Genomic DNA, 15236 nt, shown 5'->3' with positions numbered 1-15236 from the left:
TCCTGGAGGGACCGGCCCGGTAGAGGCTCAGCCCTTGCTGCCGGCCTGCACCGCGCCGGCGCTGGCGACCGGCATCTGCCAGTCGCGCGCATCGACCACCACGCCTTCCTGCAGGCGCTCCTGGCCTTCGACCACCACCTTTTCGCCCGCCTTCAGGCCGGTGCGCACCAGCCATTGGCGATCGACACTACCGTCCACTTCCAGCGTGCGGATCACCGCCTTGCCATCGCCACCGATCACCCAGGCATAGGCCTGGCCACCGGCACTGCGCAGCACGGCCTGCTGTGGCACGGTCAGTGCGCTGGCCGGCGCACCCCGCGGCACCTTCGCGCGCACGTACATGCCGGGCAGCAGCTGGCGCTGCGGGTTGTCGACCAGGATGCGCAGGATCACATCACCGGTGCGCGCATCGACGTTGATGCCGGAGAACAGCATCTGGCCACGTTCGGGCAGCGGCTTGCCGGCCGCACCGATGATCGTCACCGGCAGCTCGCCGCCACCGGCACTGCGTTGCAGCGACTCGAGCTGCGCCGCTGGCTGGCGCACATCGACGTAGACCTGGTCGATCTGCTGCACCACCGCCATCGGCTCGGCATCGGCCACGCCGACCAGTGCACCTTCGGTCACCAGCGCCTGGTCGATGCGACCGGCAATCGGTGCACTGACCGTTGCATAGCGCAGGTCGAGCTGGCGGCGGGCCAGGATCGCGCGCGCCTCGTTCACCGCGGCACGAGCCTGTTCGTACTCGGCACTGGCATCGTCGCGGTGCTGCTGGCTGACCGCCTGCGCGGCCGCCAGCGCATGCAGGCGCTGTGACTGCACGCGGCTGCGGCCCAAGGCGGCCTCACTGCGCTGCAGCGCGGCCAGTGCCGAGTCGACATCGGCACGGAACGCCGCCGGATCGATCTGGAACAGGGCCTGGCCGGCGCGCACTTCCGCACCCTGCTCAAACAGCCGGCGCTGCACGATGCCGCCCACCTGGGCACGGATCTGTGCGGTGCGTACGGCGGCCACGCGGCCGGGCAGTTCGTCATCGCGCTGTACGACCTGCGGGCCGACAGTAACCACGCTGACGCGCGGTGCCGCTTCGGGCGTGGCTTCGGGGGCGGAGCAGGCCGTCATGGCCAGGGCGAGGGCCGCGATCAACGCGACCGGAGTCCTGAAGGTTCTCATTGCTGTGCACAATGCCGCGCGGGCGGCTGATAGGTTCTGAAGCGTGCAGTCTGCGGGGCGATGATGGGGTTTCGATGGAGGAACTGTGGAGATACGATGGAGGCAAGCACCTTAAGGCCCCGCCCCTGCATGCATGCCTCCCCTGCCCTCGCCGCCCTCGTCCTGATCGTCGAGGATGAGGCCGAGATCGCCGATATTCTTACCGCCTACCTGGAACGCGAAGGACTACGCACCCTGCGTGCCGCCGATGGCCACAGTGCACTGGACCTGCACCGCAGCGCCCGCCCCGACCTGGTCCTGCTCGACGTACAACTGCCGCGGCTGGATGGCTGGAGCGTACTGACCCAGCTACGCCAGCGCGGCGAAACGCCGGTGATCATGCTGACCGCGCTGGACCAGGACCTGGACAAGCTGACTGCGCTGCGCATGGGCGCCGACGACTACGTGGTCAAGCCGTTCAATCCAGCCGAAGTGGCAGCGCGCGTGCGCGCCGTGCTGCGGCGTACGCTGCGTGGCTCGCGCGTGGACGCACCGACCGCACTGCGCGCGGGCCCGTTGCTGATCGACTCGGCCACCCATGCCGTGCATGTGGAAGGCGACGGCTACAGCCACGAAGTGCTGCTCACCCTCACCGAGTTCAAGCTGCTGCACTGCATGGCGCTGGCGCCGACCCGCATCTTCAGCCGCAGCGAACTGATGCACGAATGCCTGCCGGAAAGCGAGGCGCTGGAGCGCACGGTCGACAGCCATGTCAGCAAGCTGCGCCGCAAGCTGGATGAAGTGGGCATGGTCAATGTTCCGGCCAGCGTGCGCGGTGTCGGCTACCGGTTGATGGCCGACCGCTGATGGCCCGCCTGCGCCGCTCCGGGCTCAGTCGCCACATCATCGTCTCGATGTCGCTGATGGTGATCGGCGTCATCGTGATGATGATCCTGTCATCGTGGCTGCTGTACGCGGTGCTGGTCGAGTTCTTCCCCGGCAGTGCCGAAGAGCCGGAAAGCTGGCTGCCGACCGGGCCGGAGCTGGCATGGATGGTCGGGGTGATCCTGACCGGCCTGGCACTGGCCATCGCCGCCTCGTTCCGCCTTGCCCACCGCATCCTGTCGCCGTTGAATTCGCTGGTCGACAGCGTGCGCGCGCTTGCCGGCGGCGACCTCGGTGCGCGCGCCAGCGCCCAGGAAAACTCGCCCGGCGAAGTGGCCACCCTGGTCGAGGATTTCAATGCGATGGCGCGCCGCCTGCAGCACATGGAGAGCGAGCGTGCGATGTGGCATGCGGCCATTGCCCATGAACTGCGGACTCCGGTGACGATCCTGCGTGGTCGCCTGCAGGGGCTGGCCGAGGGTGTGTTCCAGCCAGACGAATCCCAGTTCCGCAGCCTGCTGGCACAGGTCGAAGGCCTCTCACGCCTGATCGAGGATCTGCGCGTGTTGAGCCTGTCCGACAACGCGCGGTTGGACGTACGCCGCGCGCGAACCGACGTGGTGGCCGAAGTGCATTCGGTGATGACCCTGGTCGACCCGCAGTTCCGCGCCGCCGGCTTCGTGCTGGAGCTGGAAACCAGCCGCGAGGAACACAACGCGCACTGTGACCCGACACGCTTGCGCCAGGCCCTGCTGGCACTGCTGGAGAATGCGCGCCGCTACGCCAGCCCGGGCAAGGTGCGGATTGCCGTGCACGACACGCCCGGACACGTGCAGGTGGCGATCGAGGACGAAGGCCCGGGCATCGACCCGGAACTTCACACCGACATCTTCACTCCGTTCATGCGCGCCGACGGCTCGCGCTCCCGCCAGGGCGGCGGCAGCGGGCTGGGCCTGGCGGTGGTCAAGGCCATCGCCGATGCACATGGCGGCCGCGTCTACTGCACGCCCGGCAGCGCCGGCGGCAGCCGCTTCGTCATCGAGCTTCCGCGCCAGTAGCGGGCGTGGCTGCCTGTTCCCGCAGGCGTGCGCCGAGCGCGGCGAGGTTGGCATCGATCGCATCCATCTCGTTGCGCTGGCCCGCCGGCAACTGCTGGCGCAGCTGCACGCGCAGCGCCTGCCAGGCCGGCACCGCCTCTGCGCTGGCAGTGGCAACCGCTTCGGCCAGCACCGCCTGCTCATCGGCAAGCGGCAATCCGTAGCCATCGTCGACCAGCAGCGTACCCGGGCGCAGCCATTGCCCACCCTGCTCCAGCAGCTGGCGCAGGCCGCGCGTCTCGGCACTGTCCGGTGCCGCCAGCAGGCGCCGTTTCAGCACATCGCGCGCGCGCAGTTCAGCGCGGCGTTGCGCAGCCTGTTCCAGCAGCAGCAGCCCGGCGCTGGCACGCAGGTCACCCTGCAGCAGCCAGGGCGCACGCTGCTGTGCGGGCAGCTTCAGCCAGGCGCGCACATCGCGCACCGGCAGCCCCAGCTGTGAGCTCGCCACCGCGAACAACTGCTGATAGTGATCGCGCGCCGAGGCAAAGTAGTAGCCCTGCGCCTGCGCTGCATTGCGGTCCGTCAGCACCTGCTCGTCCAGCACATGCAGCCGGGACAGCCGACGCTTCAACCCGCGCGGACTCAGCTGGGCCAGCCCGGCCGCCCCCAGGCGCGGCACACCCGCCTGCAGCAGCTTTGCAGTTTCCACCGCGCAGTTGTTGCTGACGAAGTAATAGCGCCCGTCATAGCTCCAGTGCACCTGTGCAGTGCGCTCGAGCAGGCCGGCGATCTCGCCGGGCGACAACTGCAACGGCAGCGACTGCAACCCACGCAGTTCCACCTTGGTGTACTCGTCCACCACCTGCTGCAGCGGCAGCACGAACAGGCGCGAGGGATAGCCGCCGGTCAGGCCACGCCAGTTGGAAATCTGCACATCACCTACGAATGCGCGGAACGACAGCACGCGGTGGTACTCCAGGTCCAGGCGGCAGTCTGGCCCCGGCGCACGGCCCGGCCGGCAGATCACCAGCCGCAGCATGCTGTGCCCCCAGCGGCTCATCGGCTGCGCACTGCCTTCGGCGAACAGGTAGTCCACGGCGTAGACGCGCGAAGGATCGAGCTGCAGCAGCGATGCCGCACCCTCTTCCGATTCGGCCTGCAGCAATGGCAACGTGGCCGCGCAGTGCGACTGCGGCAGCGATGGCGGGGTTCCGAAATGGGCCTGGTACCACTGCGCCAGCGCCGGGCGCCGGCAGGCAAACTCGCTGTCGAGCACGAAATGCTCGGCGTTCACTGCCAGGTACTCGGCCGGGTCCTTCAGCTCATAGGCATCCGGACTACGGTCACGGAAGTCGTTGCCACCACGGCCAAGATGCCAGGGCTTGCGCTGCCATCCGGCCAGGTCGCGCCAGCGCGCACTGCGCGACCAGTTCGCGCCGCTACGGTCTGCAACATGGGTCAGTTCATGCACCAGCGCGCTGCGTCGTGCACGGCGTGCGCCGGGCACGGCGTCATCCAGCAGCTCGCGACGCAGGTCGATGCGGCCGGCGAAAGCGCGACCGTGCACATCAGCCGGCAGGTGGTCGCTCCAGCGCACCTGCACGTGTGCTGGCAGTGCCCGCAGCAGGCCATCTGGCAGCAAGGACTGCACGTCGGCCAGGGTCTGCATCGCCACCTGCTGCTGTGCAGGGCTCAGCCCTTCCGGATCCAGGCGCAGGTCTCCGCTGGCATGTGCGGCCGGAACGGCCAGCAGTAGAGCCAGGCCATGCCTGGCTGCGCTCCGTGCAGATGTCATGGCGCTGCCGGCCAGCGGCTGGCACTACCCGAAGGCGGGATCAACGCGCCAGCAGCGCGCGGGCCAGTTCCAGGTCGCTCTGCTGCTGTGCGGCAGCGCTCTGCTCACGCAGGTGGACCAGCGCGGCCTGCAGGCGGGCGCCACGGATCTGGCCGTCGCTGGCGATGAACGCGGCGGCATCGTCGCGTGCGGCCTGCACCACCTTGTCGTCGCCCGAGCTGCTGGCCGAAGAGCCCGACGATGCACCGGTGGCGGAACCGGCCGAGGTGCCGGCGAAGCTGGAAGCGAAGCCGGCCAGCGGCAGGGACAGCAGGGCGAGCAGCAGAAGCGGACGGGTCATCGGTTCGAAGCCGGTTGTGAGGATGCGTGGAGCGTAACGGGTGCGTGAAGGATTTGCCCGGCTCAAACGTCGAACAGCTTGCCGGGATTCAGCCGCGCTTGGGGATCGAACGCGCGTTTGACCGCCTTCATCAGGGCGATCTCGGCCGGGCCGCGGGTGCTGTCCAGGTAGCCCTTCTTGACCAGGCCGATGCCGTGTTCAGCCGAGATGCTGCCATCGAACCGGGCCAGCACCTGCGCCAGCAGCTTGGTCACCTGCTCGCACTGCGCCACGAAATCGGCGTCGCTGGTGTCATCGGGCTTGAGCACGTTGATGTGCAGGTTGCCGTCTCCGATATGGCCGAACCAGACCACGTCGAAGTGCGGGTAGGCCTGGCCGATCAATGCCTGGGTCTCGGCCAGGAACGCCGGCATCGCCGAGATCCGCACCGAGACGTCATTCTTGTAGGGCTTGTAGCGCGCCAGCGATTCGGTGATGCCTTCGCGCAGGCGCCACAACTGGGCAGCCTGGGCATCGCTGGCACTGATCACGCCGTCGCTGACCCAGCCGTTGCCCATGCAGTCCTCGAAGGCCGCCATCGCCGCCGCTTCCTGCGCTTCGTCGTTGGCGGCGAACTCGGTGACCACGTAATACGGGTGCACCTCGTCGAACGGTGCCTGCGCACCATGCGCCAGCACGTGCTCCAGCGCGCGATCAGTGAAGAATTCGAAGGCCTGCAGCTGCAGCCGTGCGCGGAACGCGGCGAATACCTGCATCAGCACTTCGAAGCTGGGCAGCGCCAGCAGCATCACATTGCTGGCCGGCGGCGGATCGGTCAGCTTCACCGTCGCTTCGACGATCACGCCCAGCGTGCCTTCCGAACCGATCAGCAGCTGGCGGAAGTCATAGCCGCTGGAGTTCTTGATCAGGCCCTTGTTGAGCTCCAGCAACTCGCCACTGGCGGTGACCACCTTCAGTCCGGCGATCCACTCGCGGGTATTGCCGTAGCGGATCACACGGATGCCGCCGGCATTGGTGGCGATGTTGCCGCCGATCGTGCACGACCCGCGCGCGGCGAAATCCACCGGGTAGATCAGGCCGTGGTCCAGCGCGGCGTTATGCAGGGCCTCCAGCGGCATGCCGGCCTGCACCACCAGGGTGCGATCGACCGCGTCGTAGGCCAGCGCCTTGTTCATCCGTTCCAGGCTGAGCACCAGCTCGCCGTTGGCGGCCACCGCGCCCCCGGAAAGGCCTGTGCGGCCACCGGACGGCACCACGGCCACGCCCTCGCCTGCGCTCCAGCGCATCACCGCCTGCACTTCCTCGACCGTGGCCGGCAGTGCGATCGCCAGCGGCGCCGGCGTCCAGCGCCGGGTCCAGTCGCGCCCGTAATGCTCCAGGTCGGCCGGGTCGGTCTTCAGCTTCAGGCCGGGACAGGCCTGCTGCAGCGAGGCAATGCGGGAATCGGTCATGACGGTCCAGCGCGGTGCGTGAAGAACGGGCAAGCGTGCCAGCGGCACGCGCCAGCGTCCAGCCCCGCCGCGCTGCAGATAGCTACGGATGCAACCAATTGCGCACTGCACCATGGGCGCTTCGATCTGGCATAGTGGTCAGCCCCTGTCCCACTGGCCGTGTCGCCCCATGTCGCCGAAGAAGACCTCGTTCCCCAAGCAGGATATCCGCGTGCTGTTGCTGGAGGGGGTCAGCCAGACCGCCGTGGAGGTGTTCAGCGCCGCCGGCTACAGCCAGATCGAGGCGCACACCAAGGCGCTGCCCGAGGACGAACTGAAGGCGCGCATCGCCGAGGCGCACATCGTCGGCATCCGCTCGCGCACCCAGCTCAGCGCCGAGGTGCTGGCCGAGGCCAAGCGCCTGATCGCGGTGGGCTGCTTCTGCATCGGCACCAACCAGGTCGACCTGGACGCGGCCGAGCTGGCCGGCATCCCGGTGTTCAACGCGCCCTATTCGAACACCCGTAGCGTGGCCGAGCTGGTGATTGCCGAGGCGATCATGCTGACCCGTGGCATTCCGCAGAAGAATGCCGAGTGCCATCGCGGCGGCTGGTCGAAGTCGGCCAGCGGCAGCCATGAGGTGCGTGGCAAGACCCTGGGCATCATCGGCTATGGCCACATCGGCACCCAGGTCGGCGTGCTGGCCGAATCGCTGGGCATGCAGGTGATCTTCCACGACGTGGAAACCAAGCTGGCGCTGGGCAATGCGCGTGCTGCGGCCAGCCTGGACGACCTGCTGGCGCGGGCCGACATCGTCACCCTGCACGTGCCGGAGACCCCGGCCACGCAGTGGATGATCGGCAGCACCGAGCTGGCGAAGATGCGCAAGGGCGCGCACCTGATCAACGCCGCGCGCGGCACCGTGGTCGACATCGATGCGCTGGACGCGGCGCTGGCCAGCGGCCACGTCGGCGGTGCCGCGCTGGACGTGTTCCCGGTCGAGCCGAAGGGCAATGGCGATATCTTCGAATCGCCGCTGACCCGCCACGACAATGTGATCCTGACCCCGCACGTGGGCGGCAGCACGCTGGAGGCGCAGGACAACATCGGCGTGGAGGTGGCGGCCAAGCTGGTGCGCTACAGCGACAACGGCAGCACCCTGTCGGCGGTCAACTTCCCGGAAGTGACCCTGCCCGAACACGAAGACAGCCTGCGCCTGCTGCACATCCACCAGAACGTGCCGGGCGTGCTGTCCAAGGTCAACGAGATCTTCTCGCGCCACAACGTCAACATCGACGGCCAGTTCCTGCGCACCGACCCGAAGGTGGGTTACGTGGTGATCGACATCACCGCCAGCGAGGCACAGGCCGCCGCCGTGCGCGACGAGCTGGCCGCGATTCCGGGCACGCTGCGGACACGCATCCTGTATTGAAAAAAGGGGACGGAGGGGATTAAGTCGTTTGCGGCACATGCGCTATAAACGACTTAATCCCCTCCGTCCCCTTTTTACCTCAACGTGCCAGCCACCGGCGCGCCATGCGCTGCATGGACTCGTCCGATTCCGGATCGGACACGACTTCGGTCACCGGCCGCCATGCCAGGTCAAGTGACTCCTCGCTGAGCACGAAGGCTTCGCCACCCAGCGCGCGGATTACGAAACGCACGTCGTAGTGCCAGTGCCCCGGCACGTCCTTGCGCTCCGGGATCCAGTGCTTGTCCAGATCGAAGATCGCCGGGTCTTCCAGCACCAGGCCGCTCAGGCCCGACTCCTCTTCGGCCTCCTTCAGCGCCACCTGGGCCAGGTCACGGTCGCCGTCGGCGTGGCCGCCCAGCTGCAGCCAGCGTTGCAGCTTGCGGTGGTGGGTCAGCAGCAGGCGCTGGCCATCGGCACTGACCAGCCAGCAGCTGGCGGTGAAGTGGCCGGCCAGGCGCTCGCGGCGGAACGGATCTTCCGGATCGTCCAGCAATGTGCCGAATTCGGCAGCCAGTGCGTCGTGGGCAGGCTCACGGCGGGCATAGTCCCGCAGCAGGCCACGCAAGCGATCGTCAAGCACGGCAAGGGTTTCGGCGGTCTGGCGCATGAATGGGGGCGGTCTGGAAAAATACTGCTCATTATCGCCGTTCATTGTTGCGATTGCGCTTGTGCGTTGGCTTCAGCTTTGGCTAAGGTACAGCGGGCCGTTCGCGCGGCCTTCACCATTCCAGGGTTGCCGGCAACGTATCGGCGGCCCACCCCATCCGATCACTAGGAAGTACTGCATGCTGAAAGCTCTGTTGAGGGTCAAGCCGGTTGAACCGGCCGGGCACGTCGATGCCGGCGAACCCATCGAAGGCAGCCTGGACGGCGAAGCCACGCTGAAACGGACCCTCACGGCTAAACACCTCATCCTGCTTGGCGTGGGTGCGGTGATCGGCGCTGGTATCTTCGTGCTGACCGGCCAGGCCGCGGCCAACCATGCCGGCCCGGCGGTGATGCTTTCGTTCGTGCTGGCCGGTTTCGCCTGTGCCCTGGCGGGCCTGTGCTACGCCGAGTTCGCGGCGATGATGCCGGTCTCCGGCAGTGCCTACTCGTACTCCTACGCCACCCTGGGCGAAGGCATGGCCTGGTTCATCGGCTGGTGCCTGGTGCTGGAGTACCTGTTCGCCTCGGCCTCGGTCGCGGTGGGCTGGTCGGCGTACCTGATCAGCTTCATCACCACCACCTTGCACATGCCGTTCCCGGACCTGCTCAGCGCCGCGCCCATCGCCTGGACCGGCAGCGAGTTCGTCTCCTCCGGCAAGCTGTTCAACCTGCCGGCGGTGCTGATCGTGGCGGCGGTGTCCGGCCTGCTGTACGTGGGCGTGACCCAGTCGGCCTTCGTCAACGCCATCATCGTGGCAATCAAGGTCACCGTCATCTGCCTGTTCATCGGCATCGGCGCGGCCCATATCGACCCGGCCAACTGGCAGCCGTTCATCCCGGAAAACACCGGCGTGCCGGGTGAGTTCGGCTGGAGCGGCATCTTCCGCGCCGCCACCATCGTGTTCTTCGCCTACATCGGCTTCGACGCGGTCTCCACCGCCGCCGGTGAAACCAAGGACCCACAGCGCAACATGCCGATCGGCCTGCTCGGCTCGCTGGCGGTGTGCACGATCGTCTACATCATCGTCTGCGCGGTACTGACCGGCATGATGCCGTACCACCTGCTGGGCACCGACAAGCCGGTGGCCACCGCGCTGGAGCCCTACCCGACCCTGTCCTGGCTGAAGACGTTCGTGGAAATCGGCGCCATCGCCGGCCTGTCCTCGGTGGTGCTGGTGATGATGATGGGCCAGACCCGCATCGCCTACACCATCTCCCGCGACGGCCTGCTGCCGAAGTTCTTCGGCAAGGTCCACGCCCGCTTCCGCACCCCGTACGTCGCCACCATCGTGGTCGGCGTGATCGCTGCCGCGCTGGCCGGCCTGGTGCCGCTGAACGTGCTGGGCGAACTCGTCTCGATGGGGACCCTGCTGGCCTTCGCCACCGTCTGCGTCGGCGTGCTGGTGCTGCGCTATACCAAGCCGGACCTGCACCGCCCGTTCCGCGTGCCGATGGTTTGGATCATCTGCCCGCTCGGCGCTGCCACCTGCCTGTTCCTGTTCTGGCAGGCGTTCGTGGTGCATTGGCACCTGTTCGTCGGCTGGACCCTGCTCGGCCTGCTGATCTACCTGGGCTACGGCATCCGCAACAGCAAGCTGGCCAAGTCGCTCTGATCCGCCTACGGGCCGGCCTCGCGCCGGCCCGTCCGTTTTCCCCGCGCGCCGCCCGTGGCGCGCTTCGACAAGACCACCACACATGTTCAAGCAACTGTGGGCCACCAAGCACCCGCATGCCGCCCATGAAGAGGCCAACGGCCTGAGCCTGCGCCGCCACCTCGGCCCCTGGGGCCTGACCGCCCTCGGTATCGGCGCGGTGATCGGCGGCGGCATCTTCGTCATCACCGGCCAGGCCGCCGCCAACCACGCCGGCCCGGCCATCATGCTGTCCTTCGTACTGGCCGCCATCTGCTGCGCCTTCTGCGCACTGGCCTATGCCGAATTCGCCTCGATGGTGCCGGTCTCCGGCAGCGCCTACACCTACACCTACGCCACCTTCGGCGAGCTCTCGGCCTGGTTCATCGGCTGGATGCTGGTGCTCGAGTACGGCGTCTCCGCCTCGGCGGTCGCGGTCAGCTGGACCGGCTATTTCCTGAGCCTGCTCAGCCAGTTCGACATCCATCTACCGGCGGCGCTGGTCAGCGCCCCACTCGATGCACAGCTGCGCCCCACCGGCGCGATCGCCAACCTGCCGGCCGCTGCGCTGGTACTGCTGCTGACCTGGCTGTGCTACGTCGGCATCAGCAAGTCCTCGGCGATGAACATGGCGATGGTCGTGCTCAAGACCGGCCTGATCCTGCTGGTCATCGTGGTCGGCTGGAAGTATGTGGACACCAGCAACTGGACCCCGTTCATTCCCGCCAACGAAGGGCCTGGCAAGTACGGCATGGAAGGCGTACTGCGTGGCGCGGCGATGGTGTTCTTCGCCTACATCGGCTTCGAAGCGGTGTCGGTGGCGGCGCAGGAATCGAAGAATCCGCAGCGTGACATGCCGTTCGGCATGATGCTGTCGCTGGTGATCTGCACCGTGCTGTACATCGCGATGGCTGCGGTGATGACCGGCCTGGTGCCGTTCCAGCTGCTCGGCACCGACGAGCCGGTGGTGACTGCCGTGGCCGCGCATCCGCAGCTGGGCTGGCTGCGCTGGGTGGTCGAGGTCGGCGCGCTGGTCGGCCTGTCCTCGGTGGTGCTGGTGATGATCATCGGCCAGCCGCGCATCTTCATGATCATGGGTCGCGACGGCCTGCTGCCGCCGGTGTTCACCAGGATCCACCCGAAGTACCGCACTCCGCACATCAACACCGTGATCACCGGCATCGGCATCGCGCTGCTGGCGGCGCTGTTCCCGCTGGACATCCTGGGCGAGCTGACCTCGATGGGCACGCTGATCGCGTTCGCCGCAGTCTGCGCCGGCGTGCTGATCCTGCGCCGTACCCAGCCGGACCTGCCGCGCCCGTTCCGCATGCCGATGGCGTGGCTGATCTGCAGCCTGGGCGTGCTGAGTTGCCTTGCCCTGCTGTCGGCGATGACGATGCACAACTGGATGCTGATGGGGGTGTGGACGTTCGTCGGTTTCGTGATCTATTTCTGCTACGGCTTCAGGCACAGCCGCCTGCGGGTGAAGTAAAGGGATTGCAGGGCCTGCGGCCCTGCACCCGCCGGAGCCGGAGCAACTTCCAGAGCAACAGCTGGGTTGAGGGTTTCGCGGGGAGGCATGGGTTAGCGGGGGACGCCGTGAATCCATCCCTGGAGGCTTGGCCGCGGCATCCATGCCGCGGACACCCCCGCGAACCCATGCCTCCCCGCCCCTGACACTTTCCCGGCACGTCCGGTAGATCCACGCCATGTGTGGATGATGGTCATTCCCAGCGACCAAGGCGCCCGACGATGATCATCTGCGGCCAAACCAGATGGTCTTCTGTATCCAGCCTGCGCCGCCCATGCAACCCATGAAGTACTCATGGTTACCGTTGACGTTGACGTCCACGGTGTAGCGCTCGGTCTTTGGCATCAGCATCGCTCTGCCCTGCAGCGCCACCGCGACTCATCCAGCGGATCAGCATGATCACTGAAGCGGGCCCATTCGGTCGCACAACCGCCGGTCAACAGCGCAAGCCCCGCAGCAACGGCCATTCGCATACACGTAGCCATCTCCATCATCACTTCTCGATTTCCGGTCGCTGCACGCGTTCGTACTTTCCGTCCACGTCGTACGTGTTCTTGTCCTGCCCCCTGCTCGTCTCCAGCCTCAGCGCCTGAACGGTTCGCAGAGCCACGTCATTCTCCGCTGGCCCCTGTTGCCTCGAGTCCGTTGAGCAGCAACCGGTCGAGCCGCTGTCGTCCGCCGCGCCGGCTCCGCCTAGCGGCGATTGAACCAGATGAGCTGCTGCTGCCAGCCGGCACCGGCCATGCAGGCATTGAACTCGCTGCTGCGGTCGGACGCGTTGACGTCCACGATGTAACTCTCCTCTTTCGGCATGGGTACCATGTTGTACTTGCCGTCAATGGCGCAGACTTCATCAAGCCTGCAGGGCACCTTGCGGTCTTCGTAGACGGTGCGCGTGGCCACTTCATTCCTGACCGGCCAGTGATCGTCGGCCTGCGCCCTGCAACTCGAATGGGCGGGGCCGAATGACCGCGCACCCGCATCCATCTTCACCCATTCCATCGTGCAGCCACTGCTGGCAAGCATGATGCCAATCGCCCCCATCATCCCCATCGCGCGCGCGATCATCGAAGTACTCCTTTCCTTGGCGCTCGCCGGAACTTCTGCGGCAATCCGATGATGTTTCGCGGCAAGAGGGCTGTCCACGACCGGAATCGCTTCCAGCGGGAGCGCTGCCCTCCCCATTCAGCCAGCGCTGTGCTTGCCTCGATCCAACCCCTGCGCACCGCCTGCCAGCACACCGCTTCGCGTTGCCCACGCAGCAGGCAGGAGGTCGCCGCGCGGGCCCAGCATCGGGCCGGATCACGTAAAATGCCGTCCATGGACACCACCACCTTCCCCTACGACACCGCCCGCCTGGGCGAACTGGCCCAGCTGCTGATCGACAACGTCCGCGAACTGGCCCAGGCCGGCTGGACCCCGGCCACCAGCAGCAACTTCTCCCACCGCCTGGATGACCGCCACGCCGCGATCACCGTCTCGGGCAAGGACAAGGGCCGCCTGATCGAGGACGACATCATGGTGGTGGACTTCGATGGCAAGGCCGTGGGCCGCCCGCTGCGCCCCTCCGCCGAGACCCTGCTGCACACCCAGCTGTACCGCCGCTTCCCGGAAATCGGCTGCGTACTGCACACCCATTCGCCGGTGCAGACCATTGCCTCGCGCCTGTACGCGCCGCAGGGTCATGTGCACCTGGAAGGCTACGAACTGCTGAAGGCCTTCGCCGGCAACAGCACCCACGAGATGGCCATCAACGTACCGGTGTTCGCCAACACCCAGGACATGAACGTGCTTTCGAAGCAGGTCGATGATCTGCTCGACCGCCAGAACCTGTGGGGCTACCTGATCGACGGCCACGGCCTGTACGCCTGGGGCCGTGACATGGCCGAGGCGCGCCGTCATCTGGAAGCCTTCGAATTCCTGTTCCACTGCGAACTGGAACTGCGCAGGCTGCGCGGCTGAACCCGCGCGCAGGTGCAGATGCCGATCCGGAATCTGCACCTCGCCCCCACCCTGATACCCTGTCTTCCCCCCGAGACGTTCAAGCTGCCGCCATGAGCCGACTGCGCATCTACGACGACACCCGCCCCGAATCGCCGCTGCTGGACACCCAGGACGGCGCGGTCATCGCTGCCGAACTGCAGAAGATCGGCGTCACCTTCGAGCGCTGGCAGGCCACCGCACCGGTTGCGCCCGGCGCCAGCCAGGAGGAAGTGTTCGCCGCCTACCGCGCGGACATCGACCGCCTGGTCGCCGAGCGCGGCTTCAAGAGCGTGGACGTGGCCTCGATCGCCCCGGACAACCCGAACCGCGCCGAGCTGCGGAAGAAGTTCCTCGACGAACACTTCCACAAGGAAGACGAGGTGCGCTTCTTCGTCGCAGGCTCCGGCCTGTTCACCCTGCACGTGGGTGACAAGGTCTATGAGATCGAGTGCGTGAAGGACGACCTGATCGCCGTGCCCGATGGCACCACCCACTGGTTCGACATGGGCGATGAACCGAGCTTCGTGGCGATCCGCTTCTTCACCGAGCCGGACGGCTGGGTGGGTCATTTCACCGGCACCGACATCGCGCAGAAGTTCCCCCGTTACGTACCTACCCAGGCGTCCTGATCCATGCAGCCCCGCGTCATCCTGACCGACATCGAAGGCACTACCAGCAGCATCTCGTTCGTCAAGAACGTGCTGTTCCCCTATGCCCGCAAGGCCTTGCCGGCGTTCGTCGCCGAACATGGCCAGCAGCCGGAGGTCCGCCGCTGGCTGGACGCGGTGGCTACCGAGATCGGCGGCGCCTGCCAGGACAGCCTGGTGGCCGAGACGCTGCAGGGCTGGATCGACCAGGACCGCAAGCACACCGCGCTGAAGGCGCTGCAGGGCCTGATCTGGGATGAAGGCTACCGCCGCGGCGACTACACCGCGCACTTCTACCCGGAAGTGGCGCCGGTGCTGAAAGGCTGGCATGCCGCCGGCCTACCGCTGTACGTGTACTCCTCCGGCTCGGTGCCGGCGCAGAAGCTGTTCTTCGGTTTCAGCGATGCCGGTGACCTCAGCCCGCTGGTGTCGGGCTGGTTCGATACCGAGATCGGTGGCAAGCGCGAGGCCGACAGCTACCGCCGCATCGTGCAGGCGATCGGCGTGCCGGCCGGCGAGATCCTGTTCCTGTCCGATGTGGTGGAGGAATTGGACGCCGCCCGCGAAGCCGGCCTGCAGACCCGCCTGATCGATCGCCTGGATGATTACCCGATGCCGCGCATCGGCCAGGCCGCCAACGGCCACGAGCGGGTCGAGAACTTCCAGCAGATCCAGCTGTAAAG

15 protein-coding genes are annotated in these 15236 nt (G+C 67.0%); 8 read left to right on the top strand and 7 right to left on the bottom strand.

All coding sequences use genetic code 11. From position 1 onward, the window contains the following. Positions 1-27: 27 nt before the first annotated feature. The gene (locus Q9Q79_RS09455) at positions 28-1173 is read right to left on the bottom strand and encodes an efflux RND transporter periplasmic adaptor subunit (protein ID WP_024958332.1); all 1146 of its coding nucleotides are present in this window, start codon (positions 1171-1173) and stop codon (positions 28-30) included. Positions 1174-1302: 129 nt separating this feature from the next. Here Q9Q79_RS09455 and Q9Q79_RS09450 point away from each other — a divergent pair, with 129 nt between their 5' ends. Both Q9Q79_RS09450 and Q9Q79_RS09445 read left to right on the top strand, forming a co-directional pair. After that, complete coding sequence (locus Q9Q79_RS09450) at positions 1303-2019, top strand: response regulator (protein ID WP_005413196.1); 717 nt, start codon at positions 1303-1305, stop codon at positions 2017-2019. Next, on the top strand, positions 2019-3095 hold the full coding sequence (locus Q9Q79_RS09445) for an ATP-binding protein (RefSeq protein ID WP_005409462.1): 1077 nt from the start codon (positions 2019-2021) through the stop codon (positions 3093-3095). The genes Q9Q79_RS09450 and Q9Q79_RS09445 overlap by 1 nt, the downstream gene beginning before the upstream one ends. On the opposite strand, the gene Q9Q79_RS09440 is transcribed toward Q9Q79_RS09445, so the two are convergent. The 3 genes from Q9Q79_RS09440 to Q9Q79_RS09430 form a co-directional block, all read right to left on the bottom strand. Then, a complete protein-coding gene (locus Q9Q79_RS09440; protein WP_201862132.1) occupies positions 3073-4869 on the bottom strand; it encodes a DUF4105 domain-containing protein in 1797 nt (598 codons plus the stop codon). The two genes, Q9Q79_RS09445 and Q9Q79_RS09440, sit on opposite strands and share 23 nt — an antisense overlap. A gap of 40 nt (positions 4870-4909) precedes the next feature. Further along, positions 4910-5209 (bottom strand): DUF2388 domain-containing protein, encoded by a 300-nt coding sequence (locus tag Q9Q79_RS09435; protein WP_005409460.1) that lies wholly within the window; start codon positions 5207-5209, stop codon positions 4910-4912. Between the two features lie 62 nt (positions 5210-5271). Then, complete coding sequence (locus Q9Q79_RS09430) at positions 5272-6660, bottom strand: FAD-binding oxidoreductase (protein WP_100437311.1); 1389 nt, start codon at positions 6658-6660, stop codon at positions 5272-5274. Between the two features lie 169 nt (positions 6661-6829). Here Q9Q79_RS09430 and serA point away from each other — a divergent pair, with 169 nt between their 5' ends. Continuing rightward, a complete protein-coding gene (gene serA / locus Q9Q79_RS09425) occupies positions 6830-8071 on the top strand; it encodes a phosphoglycerate dehydrogenase (protein WP_005409458.1) in 1242 nt (413 codons plus the stop codon). A 79-nt stretch (positions 8072-8150) separates the two neighbouring features. Here the strand turns inward: serA and Q9Q79_RS09420 are convergent, their stop codons facing one another. Further along, entirely contained in the window at positions 8151-8765 is a 615-nt protein-coding gene (locus Q9Q79_RS09420; RefSeq protein ID WP_012480055.1) for an NUDIX hydrolase, read from the bottom strand. 133 nt (positions 8766-8898) lie between these two features. Between Q9Q79_RS09420 and Q9Q79_RS09415 the strand changes: the two genes are divergently transcribed. Both Q9Q79_RS09415 and Q9Q79_RS09410 read left to right on the top strand, forming a co-directional pair. Further along, positions 8899-10374 (top strand): amino acid permease, encoded by a 1476-nt coding sequence (locus tag Q9Q79_RS09415; protein WP_099497646.1) that lies wholly within the window; start codon positions 8899-8901, stop codon positions 10372-10374. A gap of 82 nt (positions 10375-10456) precedes the next feature. Further along, the gene (locus Q9Q79_RS09410) at positions 10457-11884 is read left to right on the top strand and encodes an amino acid permease (protein WP_043035619.1); all 1428 of its coding nucleotides are present in this window, start codon (positions 10457-10459) and stop codon (positions 11882-11884) included. A gap of 264 nt (positions 11885-12148) precedes the next feature. Here Q9Q79_RS09410 and Q9Q79_RS09405 read toward each other — a convergent pair whose 3' ends face one another. Together Q9Q79_RS09405 and Q9Q79_RS09400 are read right to left on the bottom strand one after the other, a co-directional pair. Continuing rightward, the gene (locus Q9Q79_RS09405; protein WP_254913578.1) at positions 12149-12274 is read right to left on the bottom strand and encodes a hypothetical protein; all 126 of its coding nucleotides are present in this window, start codon (positions 12272-12274) and stop codon (positions 12149-12151) included. A gap of 342 nt (positions 12275-12616) precedes the next feature. Continuing rightward, on the bottom strand, positions 12617-12991 hold the full coding sequence (locus tag Q9Q79_RS09400) for a hypothetical protein (RefSeq protein ID WP_032957971.1): 375 nt from the start codon (positions 12989-12991) through the stop codon (positions 12617-12619). Positions 12992-13243: 252 nt separating this feature from the next. Between Q9Q79_RS09400 and Q9Q79_RS09395 the strand changes: the two genes are divergently transcribed. From Q9Q79_RS09395 to mtnC, 3 genes are all read left to right on the top strand, one after another. Further along, positions 13244-13885: a methylthioribulose 1-phosphate dehydratase gene (locus tag Q9Q79_RS09395; protein WP_032967162.1), complete on the top strand. Its 642-nt coding sequence runs from the start codon at positions 13244-13246 to the stop codon at positions 13883-13885. A 92-nt stretch (positions 13886-13977) separates the two neighbouring features. Continuing rightward, positions 13978-14535: an acireductone dioxygenase gene (locus tag Q9Q79_RS09390; RefSeq protein WP_005409451.1), complete on the top strand. Its 558-nt coding sequence runs from the start codon at positions 13978-13980 to the stop codon at positions 14533-14535. A gap of 3 nt (positions 14536-14538) precedes the next feature. After that, positions 14539-15234 carry an acireductone synthase gene (gene mtnC / locus Q9Q79_RS09385; protein WP_033833463.1) on the top strand — a complete coding sequence of 232 codons (696 nt, stop codon included), beginning with the start codon at positions 14539-14541 and terminating at the stop codon, positions 15232-15234. The last annotated feature ends 2 nt before the right edge of the window (positions 15235-15236 follow it).

Source organism: Stenotrophomonas sp. a6 (assembly GCF_030913325.1).
GTDB classification, from domain to species: domain Bacteria; phylum Pseudomonadota; class Gammaproteobacteria; order Xanthomonadales; family Xanthomonadaceae; genus Stenotrophomonas; species Stenotrophomonas maltophilia.
The sequence above is the reverse complement of the archived record's forward strand: the minus strand, read 5'-3'. Positions and strand labels throughout refer to the sequence as shown.